The sequence below is a fragment of the Niallia laureatilytica genome (genome assembly GCF_046613985.1).
In the GTDB taxonomy this organism is placed as follows: Bacteria; Bacillota; Bacilli; order Bacillales; family Cytobacillaceae; genus Niallia.
Map to the genome: position 1 here is coordinate 99,421 of NZ_JBKKHP010000004.1, position 22,898 is coordinate 122,318.

Consider the following 22,898-nt stretch of genomic DNA (forward strand, 5'->3'; position numbering starts at 1 on the left):
AGGGATTTTTGTGAATTTAGATTTGTATAAAACAACTACGATGTTACCAGCAATTAGGAAAATGAACATTCCAACTTCTTTTCTTAAAAGAACGTTCTTTCCGGATGGAGACACCTTTGTAACAGATGAAGTCCTATTGGATTTTCAAAAAGGAAAAAGAAAAATGGCTCCATTTGTAGCACCAAGGGTTGGAGGGATTACCCAAGAGCGGGATGGATTCAAAACAGAGAAGTATCTTGCTCCAAAAATTGCACCTCAACGAATTATTACTATTGATGATCTTGTAACACGTGGCTTAGGAGAGAACGTGATAAGCGATAAAACTCCTGCTCAGCGCCAAGTAGAACTGTTAGCAAAAGACATCCGAGAATTAAATGACCAAATTACCAGAAGACAAGAGTGGATGTGTGCTCAAGCCCTTAGACATGGAAAAATCATTATGAAGGGTTACATTGACCAACGTGATACAAACTATGTGGAGCAAGTTTTAGATTTTGGATTTACAAACAAGGAAGTTTTAGAGGGTACAGATCGCTGGGGACAAGGTGGCAATATTTACGAGGATCTTGAAAACTGGAAATTGGAAGTTACAAAGAAAACGGATGCTATGGTAGATATGGCAATGCTCGGCCGTGGGGCATTGAAGGCCTTTAGAAATGATGAAAAGATTCAAAAATACATGGATATTCGCAACATGAATAATATTGAATATAAACCGCAGTATAAAGGCGATGGTGTTAGCTATATTGGTAGAATTGCAGAGTTAAATCTAGATATTTACACGTATGATTCCTGGTATTTGGATGATGACAAAGTGATGCAACCATACATTCCGGATGATACAGTGATTCTTGCTAAAGCTAATTTAGGTGAAACTTTGTATGGTGCTATTACACAATTGGAAAAGAACGAACAGTTTGTTACCTATGAAGGGAAAATTATCCCTAGATCATGGGTTGATATGAACGCAGAGGCTAGAATGTTACGTTTAGCAAGCAGACCAGTTCCAAAACCAAACGATGCGGACGAATGGTTCGTTGCACAGGTGGTGTAATAATGTTAATCGAGTTTAAATTAAAAAGCAGATATAACGGCAAACGATTTAATCCTGGTGATCTAGCAAATATTACTGAAGATGTAGCAAAGCGTTTAGTGAAATGCGGAGCTGCTTTTTTTATTGAGAAAAAAGAAGTCGTTGATCTTAACGATGGTAAGGAAGTTGAGCAGCTGGGACCTCCTTTAGATCCAGAATTGGATGATCTTGATGATGATAGCAAGGATTATCATAAACTTTTGTATAACAAATTCTATAAAGACATCTTAAAGGAAGCTGCTATGGAAGTAGGTATTTTAGTTCCAGCAATCGAGCAGAAGAAAGATGATCTTATTGCTTTAATCATTGCAGAAGGAAAAGCAGAGGAAGTATTAGCACTTCCAGCAAACTTTAATGAGTAATTTTAAAGATTTCCTTGCAAAAGATGTGAAAAACACTTTCTTTAATGAGAATGAATTTGCTCAGAAACTAGCTGTTAATGGTAAGGAAGTAACCGTAATCTTGGACAATGAACAACTGCAACAAAAACAATTTGGGAATGGTGGAGAGGGACTCGAAAAGGCGGAGGTCCTTTTTTCTGTGCCAAAAATGGAGTTGGATTACAGACCGAGAAACGGGGAAATCATGCAGCTAGGAGGGAAGAAATACCGTGTAATAAGCGTTTCTAGTGATGACGAAATGTATGTCATCACGTTAGGGAGGAATCAATAATGCCTTTAACAGTCGATATTGACCGTGCCTTATTAAACAATGTTCAAAATCGTCTTGGTCCTTTTCCCAAAAAAGCTCCCGATATCATAAGCAGAGCATTAAACAGAGCAATGACTAATGTTGCTGCAAGTGTTTCACGGGAAGTAAGACAGGAATACAACATAAAAGCTAGTGACGTAAAAAACACCTTGAGTAAAACAAGAGCGTCTAAGTCTAGATTGTCTGCCATTGTAACATCTAGGGGGCAAGTAATTCCTATTGACCGTTTTAAAGTGTCTCCTAAAACTGTGCAACCAAGAAGGAAAAAACCAATCAAAATGGCTGTTAAGAAAGGCAGTAGTTTGGTAGCCGTTAAAGGTCCTTTCGTTGTAAATATCAATGGAATTAAGGTATTTAGAAGGGAAGGAGAGAAACGATTACCTGTTAAAAGAGTGATGGGGCCTTCTGTTCCACAAATGATTGGTAATCAAGAGGTTGTTAATAAGATTAATCAATCTGGCTATGAAACATTTTTAAGCCGTATGGATTATGAGATTAATAGAGCCTTAGGAAGAGGATAAGGATTAACATGATACCAGAGAATTTACAGAGCGAGTTAATCAAACGATTCGAAAAAGCATTTAAAGGGCAACTTTTTAAAGGTCCTGACGGAAAAAAAGTTCCTGTTAAAGTTTATGAGCAACATTTGCCCATACCGAAACGAAACGAAAACCCACATGATGAATTTGCAGAAGATGATGATAACTCATCTTTTTATCCTGCAATCGTTGTGCAATTATTTGAAGGCATCCAAGAACAGTGGGATTCTAAACAGATTGTAACTGTTAATGTCATTGTTGGAGTACATGATGATTCTGAAAGTAGAAGTGGATATAAGGATGTAACAGCTATTCTTAGAAAAATCACAATGGATTTAGCGAAGAATCGCCAAATGAAAAAACAGTATTCCTTACCTGTTCCTCCAAGATGGAAAATTCATGACGAGGATACACATCCCTTTTATTTCGGAGCAATGTTATTGGAATTTGAAGAAGCCATACAAATATTAGATGAGGAAGTGAATAAGTTAACATGACGACACGTAAAAAACCTGAAGTTGATGAAACAATTACGTCTGGTGCCGAAGTTCAAGAAACAAAACAATCCATTGTAGAGAAAGAAATTCCACAAGTACAAAAGGTTGTGGCTGTACCACACAAGGCTCATGTGGATATACATGAAATTAGAAAGGCAGAAACGGTTCAGACGCTTATTTATATTGGCCCAAGCCTGCCTGGTAATACATTACCGCAGTATTCTACTTTCACAGATGGATTTCCTATCCAAGTAAAAGCAGAGATGGAGAAATGCCCTTTTATTCAGGAATTAATAGTGCCGGTAAGTAATCTTTCAAAGGTAAATGCCAATTTAGGAATAAAGGGAACAAAAGATCAAGTGATGTATGAAAATACGTTAGCTTTTTACAAGGAGGCTTCTAAATAATGGCATATGAACATGGAATTAATATAAAAGAAAATAGTACGTCCGTAACGCCTCCTGTGCAGAATATAGGAGGCGTTTTAATTGCAGTGGGAACTGCCCCAATTCACTTAGCAGCAGATCCATTAGCAGTAACCAATGTTCCAGTTTTGGCCAACACTTTTGGAGACGCAGAATCTAAACTTGGTTATAGCGAAAATTTTAGTAAATACACACTTTGTGAAGCTATGTATGCAGCCCTTCAAGTCTCTTCTGTTGGTCCTGTAGTATTTATTAATGTTCTTGATCCAACAGTCCATAAAACAGCCGTTACAGATGCAGCGCTAACTATAGCAAAGGGAGCAGCTGTTATCAATGATGAAGGTGTTTTGTTGAGTACTGTAAAAATTAAAAGCTCAGATGGCACTAAAACATATGTTAAAGATACGGATTATACGATCAGTTTTAACGCAGCTGATAAACCAGTAATTACAGTTTTAACAGGAGGCACTATTGGGGCTGCTGCAGCGGCCAAAGTGACATATGACAAAGTAGACGCTTCTAAAGTAACGAAGGCCGATATCATTGGAGGATATGACAGTGCTGCAGGTAAATATAAAGGTCTTGAACTAATCCAACAAGTTTATCCAAGATTAGGAGTTGTTCCAGGCCTATTAATTGCTCCTGGCTTTTCTCAGTATCCAGATGTTTATGCGGTAATGGTGGCGAAAGTACAAAAAATTAATGGCAGTTTTAATGCTGATGTAGCAGCAGATATTGATACCACAGTGGTTACTAAATATGAGGAAGTACCAACTTGGAAAAATGATAATGGCTATACAAACGCACGGAGTGTAGCGTTATGGCCTAAAACAAAAATCGGGACAAGGATTTTACACGCTAGTTCCGTTTATGCTGCTTCTTTGAAAGCACTAGATTCAACAACTGAAGATGTACCAGCAAATTCACCATCTAATAGGGCAATTGCTATTAGTGGCGCTTGTCTAGCGAATGGGACTGAGATTTATTTAGATCCTGTTCAAGCTAACTATTTAAATGGACAAGGCATTGTAACCTTCATTAATTGGGGCGGCTGGAAAGTATGGGGGAACAATACTGCAGCGTATCCAGGTACAACAGATCCTAAAGACAGATTCATTAACTTACGTAGATTAATGAACTGGTGGGGAAATAGCTTTGTTGTTACCTTCTGGAACGACATTGACGATTTAACAAGCACTCGATTAATAGAGGGCATTGTTGACAGTGAAAATATTCGAGCAAATGGATTAGTTGCTGCAGGGTATATTGCCGGAGCTAGTATTGAGTTTAGAGAGGAAGATAACCCTCAAACAGATATCTTGAACGGTAAAATCCAATTCCTGACTAAAATTGGTGGATATACTCCAGCCGAACAAATCGTTAATACTTTAGAATTTGATCCAACATTTATGGTTAATAGTCTATTTGGAGGTGCCTAAACATGATAATACCGGATAAAGTGGCCAATTTTAACGTTTATGATGATAAGAGCAAATTAATAGGAATATCAGGTGAAATAACACTACCTACCTTAGAGGCCATCACTTCTACTGTCAGTGGTGCTGGCGTATTAGGGGAAATTGAAACGCCTAATGTTGGCCATTTTGGAAGTATGTCTATTGAAATTCCTTGGAGAACATTGTTAGATACAACATTTAATTTTGCTTCTCATGCAGGACGATCTTTGGTGCTAAGAGGAGCCATTCAACAAGTTGACTCCAACAATGGTGCCTTATCCTATCTTGGTGTGAAAATTACCATGAAGTATATGTCTAAAGGGCTTGATCTTGGTAAATTATCGCAAAACTCTGGAATGGAATCTAAGAATACATTAGAGGTATTTTATATCAAAGTGGAAATTGGCAGCAAAACAACATTGGAACTAGATAAATTAAACGCTGTTTATAAATTAAACGGCAAAGATCAATTAGCAGCAATCAATAAATTAATCTAAGAAAAGAGGAAATCAACATGACACAATTAGAAAAAACAACAAATAGTGAAGCAACAGCAACAGCAACAGAAGCAAACGTGAAAGGTCTAGTTAAATTTAACAAGCCTTTTTCTTTTGAAGGAGAAGTCCATGCGGAAATTGATTTGAGTGGTATTGAGAATTTAACTGGTCAGGACTTGGATGATGCGGAAAACATGCTGATGCGTGTAAATAAGCCATCTATGGTGCCGGAGATGAGCATGACTTATTTGTTCTTCCTTGCTTCTAAAGCAACAGGAAAACCACAAGAGTTCTTTTTCCAGCTACCTGCAAAAGATAGCTTAAAAGTTAAAAGAACGGTGACAAGTTTTTTGAACTCAGCGGAGTAATTAGCTTTAAAGATGGTAAGTTCAAGAAGAATTATGACCGAAAAACCTTAAATAAAGTCTACATCAAGCTATCTATAGCAACGAAAACACCTAAAACATACTTCCGAAATCTTACTTTTTTAAATCTTTTAAGAGAAATAGAAGATGTTAAAGAGGTGTTAGATGACAAATGAATAACGAAAGAGCCTTTCAAATTGCTTTTCAGCTTGGTGGAAATATTGATCCTTCTTTCCGCCAGGCTTTTTCTACTGCGAATGAAGCTTTAGGAAACACCGAGCAAAGAACCGAATCACTAAGCCATAGCACTGAAAATCTTCAAACTGGTATGAGCCTTTCAACCAAAGCTGCTATTGCTGCTGGTGGAGCCATCGCTGCAGTCGGCGTGGGTTTAGGTGCTGCGGTTATTTCTGCTGACCAATATTCTAATGCCATGAAACAGGTGGAAGCTGGAACAGGTGCAACAGCCGAGGAAATGAAGGAGATAAAGGAGATATCCAAAAACCTTTATAACAAAAACCTTGGAGAAGATTGGAACGATTTAGCACAAGCGATCCAATCAGTTAAGTCAGTTACTGATCTATCAGGCAAGTCCTTAGAAACAGCAACCAAATATGCCATTCAATATAGGGATGTTTTTGGAGAGGATATTGCAGAATCCATAAAAGCCAGTGATACCATGATGAAAAACTTTGGTATTACTGCCGAACAATCCTATAACCTTTTAGCGCAAGGGGCACATGAAGGGCTCAATAAGTCTCAAGAGCTTTTGGATAGTGCCAATGAATATTCCGTTTATTTCAAAACCCTGGGTTACGATGCAAATCAGATGTTCGACATCTTCAATGCCGGATTGGAAAATGGAGCCTTTAATCTTGATAAAGTTGGCGACTTAGTTAAAGAGTTTGGTATCCGGATTAAAGACGGAAGTACAGCAACATCCGACGCGTTAAGCTATCTGTTCCAAGCAGATGGATTCAACGATTACATGACAAAACTCCAAAATGGAGGAGCTTCAACCAAGCAATTCATGGAGCTTTCTGCCAAGGTTGGAAAGGAAAATGCTGCTGCACTACTAAAAGATTTACAGAGTACCGGAAAAGCCTCCGAAAAGGCATATAAAGACATTGAATATACAATGGGCGGAGCAGGTCAATTCCTGGATGCTCTTTCTTCTGGTGCATTAGAAGGTAAAGATGCGATGCAACAGGTTATCCAGAAAATCTCTGAAATTGGGGACACTAGTGTCCAGTCTCAAATGGCTGTGGCGCTTTTTGGTACGCAAGCAGAGGATTTGGAAATGAAAACATTGTTATCCCTTGGTAATGTACAAGAATCCTTTGATATGACCAAGCAAACGATGGAGGAAGTAGGAAAAATTAAATACGATACCATAGGGAATGCCATTAGAGGTATAGGGAGGCAATTTGAAACAGAGTTTCTCATTCCAATTGCTGAAAAAATACTCCCTCATTTAAATGTATTTTCTAACTATATGGCCAATGATTTATCAGACTCTATTAAAAGCTTTAAAGATGCCATGAGCGTCATTGGGCCCATCGTTTTAGGGTTATCTACATCTATCCTGGTTTACAAGGGAACTTTAATGGGCGTTGCTGCATCGCAAGTTGCATTTAATGCTATCCAGAAAGCAAGCATTGTTTTATACCGAGCTCATCGGGCTGCCATGATTGCCTATGCTCTTTATGGTGGAGGATTAAAAGGTATTATTGCCGGTATGAGAGCCGCAATGATCGGTTTAAATGGAGCGATGCTAATCAATCCATTTGTTTTGGTTGCAGCTGCTATTGCAGGTTTAGTGGTGGCTTTTGTCGCTGCTTATAAAATGTCTGATACTTTTAGAAATAAAGTAGATAGTGCTTTTGCGAGTGTAAAAGCAATTGTTGCATCTTCAGTTGCATATGTAACAACAATGGCACCTCAATTATGGCAAGGTTTCCTAGATTTCACGGTGGCTACATTTGCTCAAATCCAATCAGCATACAATCAAACTGCTGATTATATTGGATCTAAAACAAGCGCTGTTGCTCAATGGTTTAATGGATTACAAGGTCCAGCCAAACAAGTAGTGGATTATATAAAGAGCTCCTTTTCAACAATCGGAAACACGTTTGCAACGCTTTCCCCATTGATTGCTAGATTTGGATTGTCCTTTTTAGGAGTAACCGGTCCAATAGGTTGGGTGATTGCCAGTGTAATTTCAATTGGAGCATTTTTATACAAGCTGATCAAGACAAATGATGAAGTACGAGGATCTCTGGTAGGTGCATGGGAATCGATTAAAAGTGCTGTTGCTCCAATTGTTCAGCTATTTGGCGTGTTTGGCCAAACATTACTTTCCATGTTAATGCCTGCTGTTTCAGAAATAGCCACTTCCTTTGCAGCATTAGGTCCTGAATTCCAAAAAACAGGACAAATAATCGTGGATAGCTTTGTTCCACTAGGTCCGGCCTTTGCTGAATTAGGAACAGCATTTGGTCAGTTATTTCAAGCAGTTGGAGGTTTATTTGGTGAATTTGCGCAGTCTTTAATTCCTTTACTCATAGATGGGGTAACGACTTTACTTCCTATTTTGGTTGGTCTTTTCACAACATGGTTTTCTTTAACATCTGAAATAGCCAGCATTATGTTACCGTTGTTGTTAAGTGCAGTTCAACAAATTTTCCCGTTGATTGTCTTATTTATTCAATCAAGTATGCCTTTAATTGTAGAATTACTTGGTTTATTAATACCTGTAATTGTTGAAATTGCAACATCCATTTTGCCACTCCTTTTACAAGGGGCACAGTTGATTTTTCCAGTGATTTTGGCAATTATTCAGGCTGTTTTACCAATAGCAATTCAGCTAATCGGTGCATTGGTTCCTGTTATTCTTTTGATAGCGCAAACTGCTCTGCCTTTGATACTACAAGTGGTCCAAATGGCGTTTCCTTTAATTTTGGCAATTATCCAGTCGGTTATTCCAATAATTACCATGTTGCTTCAAGGAGTGGCAATGTTTTTAACAAATATTGTCGTGCCAGCCATTCAGTTGCTGCTGAAAATAGTCCAATTTGTTTTTCCGTTTATTTCCACAGCAATTAATAATTCGCTAACGTTTATTACTGGCATCCTGAAAACTTTCACTTCCCTGATCCAAGGCGACTGGTCTGGGGCATGGGAAAATATAAAGGAAACAGCCAAAAATATCATGAATAACATTATTGATTTCTTTAAAGCAATCAACCTGTATGATACAGGAAAAGCCATTCTAAATGGTCTGATTGATGGAATAAAGTCGATGGCAAATGCCACGATGAATGCTATTGGTGGAATAGTTAATGGAATTATAAAAGGAATCAATTGGGTGTTGGATAAAGTAGGCGTAGAAGTCTCCTTAAATCAATGGGAAGTGCCGCAATATGCGAAAGGTACTGGAGCCCATCCTGGTGGATTAGCGATCCTTGGAGATGGTGGCGGTCCAGAATTATTCCGTACTCCATCTGGATTTGTTGGTTTAAGTCCTGGAACGGATACTCTTATGAACTTGCCTAAAGGAACACAGGTTATTCCACACACGCAAACACAGCAGATCATGAACAATTACAATGTCCCTGCTTATAAAGAAGGAACGGGCGTGACTGATGCTCTTAAAACTGGCTGGGGTTGGGTGAAAGACAAAAGTTCTGCAGCGTGGGATTGGACAAAGGAAAAGGGCTCTGAAATAAAAGATGCTGCACTTGATGTGTGGAGCTATGTTTCTGATCCTGCTAAACTCATGGATAAAGTTTTAGAACAATTTGGAGTGAGTGCTCCTAACCTTTCTGGAATATTTAACGATGTAATTGGCGGTTCCTTTAAGCTGATCAAAGGCAAAGCGGTGGAATTCGTCAAAGAAAAAATTGAGGGATTCGGCAGCTGGAGCGGTGGAGGTGCTGCCGCATCTGGTGATGTGACAAAGTGGTTAGCAGCCGCAATTAACATTACTGGCGTTCCAATGTCTTGGTTAGGGCCATTACAAACAATGGCCATGAAGGAATCAGGAGGGAATCCTAAAGCCATTAACTTATGGGATAGTAACGCCAAAAGGGGTACTCCTTCCAAGGGACTTATGCAAACCATTGATCCAACATTTAATGCCTATAAGTTGTCAGGGATGGACGATATTTGGAATCCAATTCATAATGCTGTAGCGTCCATTCGTTACACGCAATCAAGATATGGTTCCATTTTCAACACTCCTGGTATTGCTTCGATGGCAAGTGGTGGAGGATATAAAGGTTATTATCAAGGAGGAACCACTCCAAATACCGATTATTATTGGGCTGGAGAGCGTGGTCCAGAGCTTATAAAACTACCTGGAGCAACACAAATTAACTCCAATTCTTCTAGCAGATCCATCCTGGATGGATTACTAAGAAGCTTCATGAGTTTTGGTAGTGATAAATCTAATATTGTTTCTGGCGGAAATGGCGGAGGAAATAAATTTGATATTACCTTTGCTCCGGTCATTCATGTTAATGGCCAAAGTGGTAATTTGTATGAGGAAGTTTTGGAAGCATTGAGAACAGCAAAAGGAGAATTGAAAGAAATGTTAATTCGTTTGCTGCTTGAGATTGAAAATGATAAAGATCGGACGAGTTTATCATGAGTACGTACGTAACAGTGAGTGGAGATACATGGGACAAAATAGCATATGAGCAATTGGGAAGTGAATATCTCTTCCCTTTGCTCCTTACTGCTAATCCTAAATATCGGTTAACCGTTACATTTACAAGTGGAATTGAGTTAATAATTCCTGAATTTGAAATAGAAGAAACTTATGAATCTCAAAGGCCAGCATGGTTGGATGAGGATTTAGATGATGTAACAGAAGAAGAGGAAACATTAGAGTATGCGAGTGAGGAGGATTCGTAATGACAGATGGGAGACGTATCAGTTATGACTTAAAATACAACGGTAAAGATTTCAATTCTGATATCGATCCTTTTGTTACGAGTCTTTCTTATACCGATAATTTCACCGGTTCTGCTGACGATGTAACCATTAATTTAGCGGATAAAAGCAATATCTGGATAGGAGATTGGATGCCTGAAAAGGGTGCTACTATTACGGCGAAATTGATTATTCCGCCTGGTTGGGGAAATGAAAATACGACTAAACGTGATTTAGGCTATTACGAAATAGACGAATCAAGCGGCGGCGGCCCTCCTACAACGGTAAGTATAAAAGCAACGTCCATCCCTCAACAGTCTTCTTTAAAAGGAGAAAAAAAGTCGAGATCATGGGAAAAGACGACGTTAAAAAAAGTACTAACAGACGTAGCGAAAAAGAATGGATTAGGCATTTACTATGATGCCGCAGACAATCCTAGTTTTGATCGATTGGACCAAGAATATGAGTCAGATGGAGCTTTTCTTTATCGACTCTGCAATGAAAATGGATTGGCATTAAAATTGGCCAATAAAAAAGTATATGCCATTGATGAGGAACAATTAGAATCAGAGGATTTCGTCACCACAATTAATCGTACAGATCAATTAATTAAGTCGTGGAGTTATAAAGATACTTTGAATGGCAGCTATAAATCTTGCAAAGTAACTATAAGCTCACTGGTCAATTTTACGCTGGAGAGGGGGATTAAGATGGCATTAACAACAACAGCTCATACTAAGACAAAAAACTTTTTTAAGAGTCTGGTAAAGGAAGGGCGTTATGTAATTGGAGGAGTGTCCTATCCTACGCCTATCTTTCAAACGATACAAAGCGGAGATCAAATAACCTTTTATCTTTATTTCGATGACTCTATATCTGGTTCTATTACGAAATTCCAACTAATTGATGTAGATGGAGATGTATTTGACGATCAGCCAGACAGCGTTTCAAAGAAAGACATAACTGGCGTTTTAGTAGCGTTCCGATATTCATTAAAAAAACTTTAAAGGAGTGACATAAATGGCTCAAAACTATAAACAGGTCGGATGGAAAGACCATGTAAAGGACGGCACCACTGGAGCAGTATTGCAGCAAGGAACTCCTGTAAGTGCAAGCAATTTAAATAAAATGGATGCTGGAATTGAACTTGCTCATCAAAAGCTTGAGGGAGCAAATAGACAGGTTCAAAGCATTGGCCAGGGCATGCAGGTTTTAAATGGTGATGTAAATGCTCCCGTATCCATTCAAATGGACGGACGTACTCTTGTCTCATTACAGAATACAGAGCTGGATGCTTCTAAATTTTACGTCCTTGCGGATAAGAGGACAAAGGTGAAATTTAGTGATAGCTTAATTGTACAAGGCGTTAACAAATTCCAAGGTGTTAATGCGAAACCGCAAATTATCACCAGAATTGCTAACTATGAGAATAAATCTGCTGGTAGTAATACGGATAATCCGCACATCGCAAAGAGTAATAGCCAAAGCGGAGGGACTTGGAACGTTTTGCAAGCACCTTCAGCATTTCAATCTGAATTTAGTGGTGCTTATTCTACTGTTAGCAAGTTAGACGGAGCCTTTACTCAACTAATTCAAACTGTTGCTGGTAATATGGCACAAGGATTATTGTCTTATAACGTAGTGGAAGAAATAGAAAGAAACGTTGGAAGAATTCCACGAAACACTTTTGCCGAAAAAGTTCAATGGATTAAAGAAAATGTTGCTAAAATTATTTGTAATTTACATGGTTATGGGAAAGGACCGTCAGGCTACAAAATTAGCCTCCAAAGATGGACCAGTGGAGCTTGGACAGATTCAACTTCATCCGTTCATACTAGCAGCTCTGTTGCAAAAGTTGCGCAAGGAGCGTCAGATTCTCCTTCCGTAAATACTTTAGTACAATCGGATGGATTTGTGCATTTCATTGCCTTTGCAGAAGCAGCAGATGCTACTTCCCAATCACAAGTTAATATTGATTATGTGGAATTGGAGATTGAATTGAAATCTACAGCTGTTTTACATGCTCCACGAATTCCTTTATATGAGGTATCAAAAGAGCAATATGACAATATTTTAGTTAACTGGAATGAAGAAGAAGTAATTCGCCGTTATCCAATGGTGGAAGGATATCAGCATGTGCAAAACCCTTTCATTATTGCAGAGGGTGATAACTTAATTCCTACCTTTAACGAAGCAAGTCTAAGCATAATTAGCTCTGATTTTGTTATTAAAGGAGATTATGAGATTGATCTTCAAACTACTGGTCCACAAACAAATACAATCGAATGGATTATTAAAGTAATACCGGGACAAAAATATAGTTTCTTTGTAGAGGAAATACAAAAAGGAACTGGTGGTGCTGTAGTTATACGTAGTCAGGATTTAGCCACAACCATTGTATGGCAAACACCTGTTGCTTCGATACAAAATAAACTTACTTTTACAGTACCAGCAGGTATTACAAGAATTTCAGTGCGATTATTCAATAGTAATCAAGTGGCTAATGTGGCCGTTACTTTAAAAAATCCTATGTTAGTGGTAGGAGAAAACATTAAGCCTTTTGTTCCTAGAAATCCATCCTATTTATTTGTGGAGGCAAAGCTTGGTTCCATTGGAAACTATCGTGATTTGCTACTTGAAGAAGATGGCAAAATGATGATGAGAAAGATAATTGAAAAGGATTATGTGGCTGATGGGACATTAGGCTGGTTTTATCGTCCATCTGAAAGTGGAACTGGCTTTAAAACTTTCGGTGGTCCTATCAGTGATGTTGCCAATGTAGCCTATGCTCAATTCATTAAATACAATGGAGCATTACTACGATATACAAGTGCTAATGCTGGCTTTGTAGGCGCTGATATTGGCTATGTTAATAACATAAAAGAATTTAAAGTATCTGTTAGTAATGCAGAAACTGGTTTTGCTGAAACCTATGCTCCAGCTGTTGACGAAATAAAAGCATATTTTAATGGATGGAAAGTTAAAACGTACGATACTACCACTTTAAAGCCTACTGCTTGGACAAGTTTGGTAGACGGTACAGATGCTCCAACACAAACACTGGCTTATGTAGCTGCTAATAAGTCTAATGGTTATATTCCTTATAAGATTTCTTACATGTTAAATAATTTGGTCCTTGTTGAATTAAGATCAGAGGGAGCTATCTCAGTAAATGGCCTTACTCAAGTAGAGGTGGGAAGCGGAAGCATTATTCGTGAGAAAGTTCGAGCCCTACACAACGCGGCTGATAGTTTAACCTATATAAACGCTCTATTTAGCGCAAGTACAGCTCAATTGAAAAATCCTGCTATTGCTATCCTGGCTGTTTATAAAGGGAATATGTTGGAATCAGATTGGAATATACAATCATCGATTAACGCTAATGGAAAAGTCTATGCTTCAAAGAAGACAAGCCTAGTAGATACAAATGCAGAATACTTTGTTTCTTATATAATCTATGACAAAAGCAAATTTTCAACAAATGTTATTGGTGGCTTTGCTACTTTTGCCAATAATATACGCACAGCATTGGATGATAATATCAAGCGTACAGAGGATAACAAACGAGATATCTCTGTGAATACTTTGTTTATTTATGACATGTTAAAAAGATTACAGGCAGGTGGATTGTAAGATGGATAAACAAATTATGGAGCAACTGCTGGAACAGACTCTCCAAAAGATTGGGAAGACTAGAGCAGATTTTGATAAAGAAGTAGAGGAATTGAAAGAGAGCTCAAGTATTGAAGTAATGGGAAACTTAGTTTCCCTAATGATGGAAAGCATGGATGCTACGGCAAACATGCTTTCTTTAGTTATGTTGCAATACGCAGAACTACAAGAAGAAGTTAACCAACTTAAAGGGGGAAACATAAATGCTTAACATGTTATGTACTGCAGTCAGACTTGGATATATGTCTATCGATAAAATTCCTTCTGCATTTCAAGCCGACGTTAAAAAGGAACTAGGAATCCAGGATGTTGTGGAGGAGCAACCTGCTGAAACGGTGGAACAGACTCCAGAACAACCGGTTGGAGAGTCTCCAGTTGAAGAATCACCATTGGAAACAACGCCAGTTGAGGAAACAACCGAACAACCCACTTTAGGCGGAAAATAAGGGGAACAAAGCGTTGCTAATAAGTAGCGCTATTTTATATTAGGGAGAGAATAGCAGTGTTTTCATATAAAGAGATATTTAACATTAGCGAACTATTTAATGTCAAAATCGGTGCCGCAGCATTTCTAGCGAGTGGAGTTGGTGGTTTTTTGACTTGGCTGTATGGGGGAACAACTTACAATTTACTATGCATGGCTGCCTTAACGCTTATTATTGCATTTGATTGGATTAGTGGTTCCGTTGCTTCTAAGAAAGATGGTAGCTATGCCAGTGTTTATGGATTACAGGGGTTAACAAGAACCTTAGTAATGCTTTTATTACCTGTCTTTGGTGTTCTAATGGACCAAATCTTTTCTATGCCTAATCTGATTTTCTTCTTGTTTTGGGGAGGTCTTATGTACCACACATTAAATTCCATGACAGCAAATTTCACAAGGGCAGGATGGGATAAGCTGATTCCAAATTGGGCTATTGATTATGTTGCAAGTGAAATCGAATCCAAAATTAAGCGAGCTAATTCTAGGGTAACAATCCCTGAAAAAACGGAAGATGATTCAATTAAATAAGGAGTGAAGGAACATGCTACAAACATTAAAGAAAATGGACAAAGGCACTGTCATTCGGACAGTGCTTCTTTTAATTGCTTTTGCTAACCAAGGATTAATTATTTTCGGAAAAGAAGCTTTGCCACTCAGCGATGACCAAGTTTCAAGCCTCATTGAAATGATTTACTATGTTGGGAGTTTTATTCTTACTGCAGTTGTTGCTCTGGTTGCTTGGTTTAAAAACAACTATGTGACAGCAAAAGGACAGCGACAGAAGGAAGTCTTAAAAGCAAACAACTTAACAAATGCAAAATAGGGCGCCTGCAGAGGTGCCTTTTTCTATGGAGGTGTCTGCAGTGGTAAAAAAAATTATTTGGTTTTTCAGCAAGGTTGATGCAGTTGAGCAAGACATTTTGTTAAATGAAAAATACTAATTAATTGGAGGAATTAAAAATGAGTGTGGAAATTTTAAAAAACAAAGCTATTAGTCGAATGGGTTCTGGAATGAATGCTGTTGTAAAAGAAAAGGTGTTAGATATCATTGAAAAAGCACACAAAGAAGGCATTTATGTTCTAATTACTTCTGGGTACCGTTCAGTCGCAGCGCAAAACAAGTTATTCGCAAAAGGACGTACAACTGCCAAATTACGCGCATTAGGAATAACAGGAATTGCTGGTGAGCCAAACGCTGACAAAGTAACAAACGCATATGGAACACAATCAAACCATACAAAAGGAATTGCTGTTGACTACTGCCTTACAAATGAAAAAGGAACTAGTGCTTATTGGAAAGTAAATAGTGATTGGAAACGGGTTGCTGCCATTGCTAAATCAATGGGATTTGAATGGGGTGGAGATTGGAAAGGTTTTGTTGATAATCCGCATTTAGAATACACAGGGAAAATCACAGTTTTGCCAGACAAAACGGAGGTTGGTTCTGTAATTGTAACTAACCCTAACAAGCCAGATACTAACGGGGATACTAATATTAAGAAATTTCAAGAATTCCTTAACGGTTATACAAAAAAAGCAAAAGTAACAAAATTAGTTGTAGATGGATATGCTGGCCCCAAAACGCTAACAGCTGCTGTTCGTGTCTTCCAATATTTCGCTAAGGTTACTATTGATGGCGAATTTGGACGGAAATCAAAAGCTGCTTGCCCTGTAGTAGTTCCAGGAACAACATGGAGCAAATGGACAAGATTAGTACAGGGGTTGCTTTACTTCCATGGGTATAATGCAAACGGCTTTGACGGTATTTATGGAAAAGGGTGTACAGATGCAGTAAAGGCATTCCAGAAAGCTAATGGATTAACAGCTGATGGAGAAGCCGGTCCGAATACATTTGCTAAGTTCTTTAATTAAGCGTATAACCCTCCCTTATTGAATCAAAAAGGGAGGGCTATTATTAAAATCTAGCACTAAAGTACAATCCCTTAGTGAGGTTCATAGAGAATTTATACTTTATTACCTAAATAAATATGTTTATTATGGAAATGAACATATTTTTGGGCTATTGGATGTTTTAATATGATTGGTTTGTTATGAAGAGGATTGTTCGGATTTACGTGTACAACTCTCTTCTTTTTCAGGTCAATAGTTATAGCGCCTCTATCAAACAAAGCATGTTCATTTGGACAAAGAACAATCATATTATCTTCTATATCAGGGCCGTTATGAATACCCAATGGATGAATATGATGTACTTCAGAAATGTATTGCCCAATGCTGACTTCTATTTGCTTTTGACATATTTGACAGGTGTGATTATAGATTGTTTTTAATTTTGAGACAAGATTTTGTTTCCTCTTAGTTAGTTGAATCTCCCTTTTCACTTTTTCTGGATTTTCATCGCCTTGTTTCCTATAGTTTTTCGAATAAGATTTTGTAGAAGAATTGGTTTCTTTCTTTTCTATTGGTATTGTTGAACCGACAGGTATCCTTTTTAGATCTATTTCAGGTAAAGATTTGGCTTTTTGTATGAGTTCTGTAGTTGGAGGTATATTTTCAGCAATATCTTCAGTTGCCTGTAATAGACTTTTGTTTATAATAGATTCTGGTTTTATTTCTATTTCTTTACTCAAACCTATAAAATCATTAATTGTAGTATTGAGTGGAATTCTTAAATATTCTTTATTACGCATAAAAGTAAAGTGAACTTTTTCTTGTTCAACTAATGGATGAACAAATTCTTTTAACTCTTCCATTGTGCTATATTTTCTTAATAAAGAACTTACTTGTTTTAATTTAAGTTTAACAGATTTTGTTGGCCTTTTTTCGTAATTATATTCAAACATAAGATGCCCGTTTATGAGAGTCTTAGACTGTTGTTGTTCTGTTATATTTGAAGTTTTAAAGTCACCCTTTTTTTTTTCAGGAACATATAATGAGCTAATTTCATAGACGATTTTCCCCTCAAAACTAACAATTGGTAAGTGTTTATAATTTTTTGGATTTTTATAGTAACTATTTAATTTGCCTCTAACCATAGGCATTTCTTTTGGGTCAGGAACAGGCTGTGTTTCTCCATTATAAAGTACATGAGGTAATTTTCTAAATAGTAATGGCCCAAAGGATACATCCTTAAATAATCGATCTACAACTTTTTTTTGTTTGGTTTTTAAATGCTTAGGGCTAATTCTAATATTCTTTCCTGGTATTTTTATCTTTCTATTAATATCCATTATTAGTTCCTTCTTTATGAAATATTTACTTATATTATATTTATAAAAAATCATTTTTCAATCTTTTATATATGTTTTTACTGCTGATACATAAAAAAAATCTCATATAAAAGATCAGTGGCTAGATAGTAAGTTAAATGAATACAACTATATCTTGTACTACTACTTTCTAAATAGCTCTTCAATTCCTTTTCTTTAAAAGACAAATTTTTTATAAGCTTGGCTAGATGCATCCGTTTCATAAGGCATTTTATCTTCTAAAACATTATTATCCTGTGGATGTATTGTAGAGGCCTGTCCCTTTTATTATAGTCTTACGAAAGAAAGCAGTTACTCATCTTTCTTGAAAATAACCATTTTGTATAATAAATAGTTGTGAAACAAAATAGACAGGAGAAATTTTAAATGAACACGTTTCTTGTATTTCAAAATAAAAGTTACAAAGAAGAACGAAGGGGAGGCTATTTGTGGGCGCCTCAAAAAAATAATGCTGGACAAACGTTTCATCATTGGACGGATATGAAATTGATTAAAAAAAATGATATCATTTTTAATAGTTACAATGGGAAATTAGTGTCTGTTTTAATTGCAAAAGAGAATTGTAAAGAACATGAAAGGCCGACTGGATTAGACCAATTAGACCTTTGGGAAAAAGATGGTTGGTTGGTTAATGCCAAATACATTGATTTACAGGAACCTATTACATACAAGGATTACATGGGGGATATTCTAAAGATTCAAGACAAAAAATATGCTCCATTTAATAAATCTGGACGAGGGAACACCGGTTATCTTTTTAGGGTATCTAAGGATCTTGCAGGCTTTTTCTTTGAACTAATTGAAAAGAAAAATGGTGTTTCACTAAAAATGTTTCAGATAGAGAACGAACTACAAAAAGAAATTGTAAATGAAATAGAAAAAGGTTTAACTGAAGCAATTACTTTAGATAAAACAGAAAAAGAAACAATTATTAAGTCTAGAATTGGTCATTCGGCTTTTAAAAAAGCTCTTTTTGTAACTGAACAAAAATGTAGAATATGCGGTATGAAAGATGAGCGATTTCTAATTGCAAGCCATATCAAACCGTGGAGTGAATCAAATAATCAAGAAAGGTTAGATGTCCATAATGGATTGTTATTATGTCCTAATCACGATGCTTTATTTGACAAAATGTATATTACATTTGATGAAACAGGAAATATTATGGTTAAGCAAAGTTTAGATGAGGCAACGAAAATACTTCTTAATATTAATGAAAGAATGCATATTAATATGAATGAACAACAACAAAATTATATGAACTGGCATAGGGAAAAGTTTTTGGCCAATTAAGAGTATGTCCTTTAATATCTTTTTTAAGAAAGTTTAGTGTTTTTAGTATTTAATATATTTAATATAAATTAAGGTAACCCCCTATTAACGGAGGCTATATTGATGAAAGAGAGTTATTCTTGGTCTAAACCAAAGGAAGTTCTAAACATAATTGGAAGAAAGCATGTTGATTGGTCCATTTTTGAAGGTGGATCTACTATACCTAGTGAATTTCATGAGGACTTTGACAAAGCAAATGGTATCCATGTGAAACGTGGAGAAAAAAGAGAACTTAAATTAATCTATAAGGGTCGAACTTATCAAGCGATATTTCTAAATCTAAATAGAAAAAACATTAAATCTGAAACATATCAAATTAGATATGATAGTAATAAGAAGTTAAAAGAATTATTAACTGAAATTTATTTTTTTAGCTACAAGTATCTAAATGCTGCACGTGAGAAAGCTCGATTAGAAGGTAAAAAGAAAGTTTTTGCTATTGTTCCAAATGAGCAAGCCGAATTTATTGACTTTTGTAGTACAGGTAGACCGTTTGAATATGAAATTATTCTTCACCCTTTTACTGGGGGAATTTTATATGATGAAAACTATCAAGAAGAAATTGAAACTTCTTTTCATAATAAATTAGTAGAATATTTGGATATCCCCAAAAATAAAATTAGTAAAAGATTTTCTAATTCATGTTCTTACAAAAGAGATAAGGTTGTAGGTAGAAATGCAATAATATCGGCTAATTTTCTATGCGAAGTTAATAACAGTCATGAAGATTTTATTTCTAAGGTTACAGGTAAGAACTATGTGGAAGCACATCATCTAATACCAATTGAGTTTCAAGGAAACTTCGAAGTAAGTATAGATGTTGAAGCAAATGTGGTTTCATTATGTTCAAAATGCCATAAGAAATTGCACCATGCTATATTTAATGAAAAACAAAGGATTTTAGGAAACTTGTTTGAACAGAGAAAAGAACGTCTTAAGCTTTGTGGAATTTCATTAAGTGAGGAATTACTTCTTAGTTATTACAGATAAAAACTATACTTCAATTCCTATGCTTTTTAATTTGTATTAACTGGAATTTCTTCTTTGCCTGCCGGATTGTATAACAACTTAACATTAGGCTTGTTTTACGATTTTTTGTTTTATAAAAGTTATTAAAAATGATATTATGTAAAATCAAAATCAAATTCTATTTGTTCCGTACTAAAGTCCAGTTTGTCGAAAGGTAACTTTTACTTTATGTTACAAACAGAGCAAGATGGTGGAAAAGGGAATGTTTGTAACATAAACTAAACAAATACCTAAATAAGGAAAAATCGCTAGAAACATGTATAGTTCAATAATCAAGAGGTAAGGAAATATTTTCTTGTAGGTATGAAAGGTGAAGTTAATATGAGTGAATCAATGCAACGAATTAATCGATTTAGAGATGAGCGCAACTGGAGGCAATTCCATAATGAAAAAGATCTGGCCATTTCAATCTCTTTAGAAGCAAATGAATTATTAGAATTATTTCAGTGGAAAACACCAGAGGAATCTAAGGGAAACCCTGAGCGACTCAAAGAGGAACTGGCAGATGTGCTGATTTATTCTTATATGATGGCCGATAATCTAGGATTTGATATTGATGAAATTATCGCAGAAAAATTGATGAAAAATGCCCAGAAATACCCAGTACCCAAAAACATTGGTCAAAAAAAGAAATATAATGAATTGGATGAGGCGGATTAAGAATGGCTAAGTACAACTGTATAACATTGAAAGTAAAAGATGGAGAATTGGACGGTTTCAATAAACTTCGCCAGCCTGAACAAAATATTCTTAAAAATGGCAATGTCGTTTATATCTACAAAGGCACGAAGTCGAAAAAGGTTTACATCGGACAAACGAAACACTTTACCGAGCGAAATAGGCAGCATTACAATGGTCAAGAGGGAAAATTTAATATAGCAGATTTCGACCAAGTAATTATTCTTATTTCATCCTATTTTAACGGTTCAGCCTTAGATGATGTCGAAAGCCAACTGATAACCTACTTTATGGCGGACAATCCAAAAGCTAAAAAGCAGCTGGTTCAATATGATAATGATGAGATCATTAATCGGACCAATGGCAACAGTGTTAACGACTACCGAGAACGAGAAAGTGTTGCTACAGAAGTCATCTTGCCATTTTGGGAAAAAGAGTTATACCCTAAAGGATGGGTGAGCACACCGACTATAGAGAAGATACGCAATGAAGCACTGGTCAAATATAGCCCAATCAAAGAAATAACAAAACAGCAAATGGACTATATTATAGAGATTGAATCAAATCCTGATAAAAGCTTTGTGATTAATGGTGATGCAGGAACTGGTAAAACGGTTTTGCTGACTCATTTGGTCGCTAAGCTGTTGAATGACAAACCTGATCAACGAATAGGAGTCGTTTTGCAACCTAATTGGATTCAAACGGGAAAAGATATCTTTAGAGTATATGGAATGAACAACAGTAACCTGACACTTGCAACCTCGACACAGCTGATTAACGGCGATGAAAACTATGATGTTGTAATTGTTGACGAATCTCATAAGCTATCCAGAAAATTTTCCAAGCAAATGGCATCTTTTAACAGTGTATATAAAGGAAGATTTAGCCAGGATGATAACCACTTGGAGGCTTTTAAAAAAATAGGTCGCCAAATTGTGTTAATGTATGACGTATTACAAGCTATTCGCCCTGCCAATATTACACGTGCACAATTCAATAAAGCAACTAAAGAATTTGAAAAGAGATACTTAACAACTCAATTTAGAATCCAAGCCCCAGAAGGAAAGAATTATACATCAGAAGATTTTGTAAACGGAATTAAATATCTTTTGTATAAGGATACAGGTCTATTAAAACAAACGAATTTTGACTCGGAATTTGACAGAGCAGTGTTCCATGATAATGATGCGGATGCTTACTTTGGATATTTTGAAACAAAACCTTTAAAGAATTTGATTGATTGGGTAGACGAAGACAGAAATTTTAATCCTGAACACATAAACCGCGTGCTAGGTGGATTAGTTGAACCTTGGAAGCAGGCTGATGGCAAAGATCCATCAATCACTCATTGGCATGAAGGAGATATCAAAAAAAGATGGAATTCCACTCAAGAAAATTGGATTAATTCAGATGATGACGATGCTGAGGAGCAGATTGGCTCCGTCTTTGCAGTTCAGGGGATCGACTTGAATAAAGTTGGTGTTCTAGTCGGCAATGATCTTCAAGTTGATACAAAGGGTCGTTTATTCGGCAATCCAGAGAATTTTCATAATGTAAACGGCAAGTTCTCCAAAGAAGATGAAAGCCCGGAAAATGCACAAGAATTTACCTTGTTTGTGTTGAATATTTACTATATTCTGATGACTAGAGGAATTGACGGGATTCGGCTGGGATTCTGGAAAAACGATGCATTTAAAAGGTATATGAAGGAAATATTGGAGATTAAATAGGTACCTGAAACTTTGCATGCATTAATTTTTAACAAATCTCTACTCGTATCCTCAGGACTTGTCTTCTAGGCTTAGCTGATATTTGACTATGAAATTTATAAAGGGATATTTAAAATTAAACTTCCTTCAAAAAAGCTTAAGAACATGATAAAGTGTAGTCGAGAGCAGTAGTTTAGCATAAAAACAAATAAGCCAAGTCTGTCTACCATAATAACCCTATAGTC

The 22,898-nt window shown here is 36.5% G+C and carries 24 protein-coding genes; 23 read left to right on the top strand and 1 reads right to left on the bottom strand.

Features of this window, described 5'->3' with window-relative positions; genetic code table 11:
• Nucleotides 1–10: 10 nt before the first annotated feature.
• From ACLIJJ_RS12195 to ACLIJJ_RS12285, 19 genes are all read left to right on the top strand, one after another.
• On the top strand, nucleotides 11–1,054 hold the full coding sequence (locus ACLIJJ_RS12195) for a major capsid protein (RefSeq protein WP_411410961.1): 1,044 nt from the start codon (nucleotides 11–13) through the stop codon (nucleotides 1,052–1,054).
• Nucleotides 1,055–1,056: 2 nt separating this feature from the next.
• Nucleotides 1,057–1,455 (top strand): hypothetical protein, encoded by a 399-nt coding sequence (locus ACLIJJ_RS12200; protein WP_411410962.1) that lies wholly within the window; start codon nucleotides 1,057–1,059, stop codon nucleotides 1,453–1,455.
• A complete protein-coding gene (locus ACLIJJ_RS12205; protein ID WP_411410963.1) occupies nucleotides 1,448–1,765 on the top strand; it encodes a hypothetical protein in 318 nt (105 codons plus the stop codon). The genes ACLIJJ_RS12200 and ACLIJJ_RS12205 overlap by 8 nt, the downstream gene beginning before the upstream one ends.
• On the top strand, nucleotides 1,765–2,325 hold the full coding sequence (locus ACLIJJ_RS12210; RefSeq protein WP_411410964.1) for a phage tail protein: 561 nt from the start codon (nucleotides 1,765–1,767) through the stop codon (nucleotides 2,323–2,325). Before ACLIJJ_RS12205 ends, ACLIJJ_RS12210 begins: the two co-directional genes overlap by 1 nt.
• An 8-nt stretch (nucleotides 2,326–2,333) precedes the next feature.
• Nucleotides 2,334–2,840, top strand: a complete 507-nt coding sequence (locus ACLIJJ_RS12215; RefSeq protein WP_411410965.1) for a hypothetical protein — start codon at nucleotides 2,334–2,336, stop codon at nucleotides 2,838–2,840.
• Nucleotides 2,837–3,247 carry a hypothetical protein gene (locus ACLIJJ_RS12220; protein WP_411410966.1) on the top strand — a complete coding sequence of 137 codons (411 nt, stop codon included), beginning with the start codon at nucleotides 2,837–2,839 and terminating at the stop codon, nucleotides 3,245–3,247. The genes ACLIJJ_RS12215 and ACLIJJ_RS12220 overlap by 4 nt, the downstream gene beginning before the upstream one ends.
• On the top strand, nucleotides 3,247–4,704 hold the full coding sequence (locus tag ACLIJJ_RS12225) for a phage tail sheath family protein (protein ID WP_411410967.1): 1,458 nt from the start codon (nucleotides 3,247–3,249) through the stop codon (nucleotides 4,702–4,704). The genes ACLIJJ_RS12220 and ACLIJJ_RS12225 overlap by 1 nt, the downstream gene beginning before the upstream one ends.
• 2 nt (nucleotides 4,705–4,706) lie before the next feature.
• A complete protein-coding gene (locus ACLIJJ_RS12230; RefSeq protein WP_411410968.1) occupies nucleotides 4,707–5,219 on the top strand; it encodes a phage major tail tube protein in 513 nt (170 codons plus the stop codon).
• A gap of 17 nt (nucleotides 5,220–5,236) precedes the next feature.
• Complete coding sequence (locus ACLIJJ_RS12235) at nucleotides 5,237–5,587, top strand: phage tail assembly protein (protein ID WP_411410969.1); 351 nt, start codon at nucleotides 5,237–5,239, stop codon at nucleotides 5,585–5,587.
• Between the two features lie 169 nt (nucleotides 5,588–5,756).
• On the top strand, nucleotides 5,757–10,235 hold the full coding sequence (locus ACLIJJ_RS12240; RefSeq protein ID WP_411410970.1) for a phage tail tape measure protein: 4,479 nt from the start codon (nucleotides 5,757–5,759) through the stop codon (nucleotides 10,233–10,235).
• The gene (locus tag ACLIJJ_RS12245) at nucleotides 10,232–10,501 is read left to right on the top strand and encodes a tail protein X (protein WP_411410971.1); all 270 of its coding nucleotides are present in this window, start codon (nucleotides 10,232–10,234) and stop codon (nucleotides 10,499–10,501) included. The genes ACLIJJ_RS12240 and ACLIJJ_RS12245 overlap by 4 nt, the downstream gene beginning before the upstream one ends.
• Entirely contained in the window at nucleotides 10,501–11,526 is a 1,026-nt protein-coding gene (locus ACLIJJ_RS12250; RefSeq protein WP_411410972.1) for a phage late control D family protein, read from the top strand. The genes ACLIJJ_RS12245 and ACLIJJ_RS12250 overlap by 1 nt, the downstream gene beginning before the upstream one ends.
• A 13-nt stretch (nucleotides 11,527–11,539) precedes the next feature.
• Nucleotides 11,540–14,152 (top strand): hypothetical protein, encoded by a 2,613-nt coding sequence (locus ACLIJJ_RS12255; RefSeq protein ID WP_411410973.1) that lies wholly within the window; start codon nucleotides 11,540–11,542, stop codon nucleotides 14,150–14,152.
• A gap of 1 nt (nucleotide 14,153) precedes the next feature.
• Entirely contained in the window at nucleotides 14,154–14,402 is a 249-nt protein-coding gene (locus ACLIJJ_RS12260) for a hypothetical protein (protein WP_411410974.1), read from the top strand.
• Nucleotides 14,395–14,637, top strand: coding sequence for a hypothetical protein (locus ACLIJJ_RS12265; RefSeq protein WP_411410975.1), 243 nt, complete (start codon nucleotides 14,395–14,397; stop codon nucleotides 14,635–14,637). The genes ACLIJJ_RS12260 and ACLIJJ_RS12265 overlap by 8 nt, the downstream gene beginning before the upstream one ends.
• A 56-nt stretch (nucleotides 14,638–14,693) precedes the next feature.
• A complete protein-coding gene (locus tag ACLIJJ_RS12270; RefSeq protein WP_411410976.1) occupies nucleotides 14,694–15,203 on the top strand; it encodes a phage holin family protein in 510 nt (169 codons plus the stop codon).
• Between the two features lie 13 nt (nucleotides 15,204–15,216).
• Entirely contained in the window at nucleotides 15,217–15,498 is a 282-nt protein-coding gene (locus ACLIJJ_RS12275; protein ID WP_411410977.1) for a phage holin, read from the top strand.
• On the top strand, nucleotides 15,488–15,616 hold the full coding sequence (locus ACLIJJ_RS12280; protein ID WP_411410978.1) for a hypothetical protein: 129 nt from the start codon (nucleotides 15,488–15,490) through the stop codon (nucleotides 15,614–15,616). The genes ACLIJJ_RS12275 and ACLIJJ_RS12280 overlap by 11 nt, the downstream gene beginning before the upstream one ends.
• A 19-nt stretch (nucleotides 15,617–15,635) precedes the next feature.
• The gene (locus ACLIJJ_RS12285; protein ID WP_411410979.1) at nucleotides 15,636–16,547 is read left to right on the top strand and encodes a peptidoglycan-binding protein; all 912 of its coding nucleotides are present in this window, start codon (nucleotides 15,636–15,638) and stop codon (nucleotides 16,545–16,547) included.
• Nucleotides 16,548–16,639: 92 nt separating this feature from the next.
• Here ACLIJJ_RS12285 and ACLIJJ_RS12290 read toward each other — a convergent pair whose 3' ends face one another.
• The gene (locus tag ACLIJJ_RS12290) at nucleotides 16,640–17,866 is read right to left on the bottom strand and encodes an HNH endonuclease (protein ID WP_411410980.1); all 1,227 of its coding nucleotides are present in this window, start codon (nucleotides 17,864–17,866) and stop codon (nucleotides 16,640–16,642) included.
• Nucleotides 17,867–18,271: 405 nt separating this feature from the next.
• On the opposite strand from ACLIJJ_RS12290, the gene ACLIJJ_RS12295 reads away from it, so the two are divergent.
• The 4 genes from ACLIJJ_RS12295 (at nucleotide 18,272) to ACLIJJ_RS12310 (ending at nucleotide 22,674) form a co-directional block, all read left to right on the top strand.
• Nucleotides 18,272–19,198, top strand: a complete 927-nt coding sequence (locus tag ACLIJJ_RS12295; protein ID WP_411410981.1) for an HNH endonuclease — start codon at nucleotides 18,272–18,274, stop codon at nucleotides 19,196–19,198.
• A gap of 102 nt (nucleotides 19,199–19,300) precedes the next feature.
• The gene (locus ACLIJJ_RS12300; RefSeq protein WP_411410982.1) at nucleotides 19,301–20,227 is read left to right on the top strand and encodes an HNH endonuclease; all 927 of its coding nucleotides are present in this window, start codon (nucleotides 19,301–19,303) and stop codon (nucleotides 20,225–20,227) included.
• A gap of 360 nt (nucleotides 20,228–20,587) precedes the next feature.
• Nucleotides 20,588–20,926: a nucleotide pyrophosphohydrolase gene (locus ACLIJJ_RS12305; protein WP_411411065.1), complete on the top strand. Its 339-nt coding sequence runs from the start codon at nucleotides 20,588–20,590 to the stop codon at nucleotides 20,924–20,926.
• A 2-nt stretch (nucleotides 20,927–20,928) separates the two neighbouring features.
• On the top strand, nucleotides 20,929–22,674 hold the full coding sequence (locus ACLIJJ_RS12310) for a DUF2075 domain-containing protein (protein ID WP_411410983.1): 1,746 nt from the start codon (nucleotides 20,929–20,931) through the stop codon (nucleotides 22,672–22,674).
• The last annotated feature ends 224 nt before the right edge of the window (nucleotides 22,675–22,898 follow it).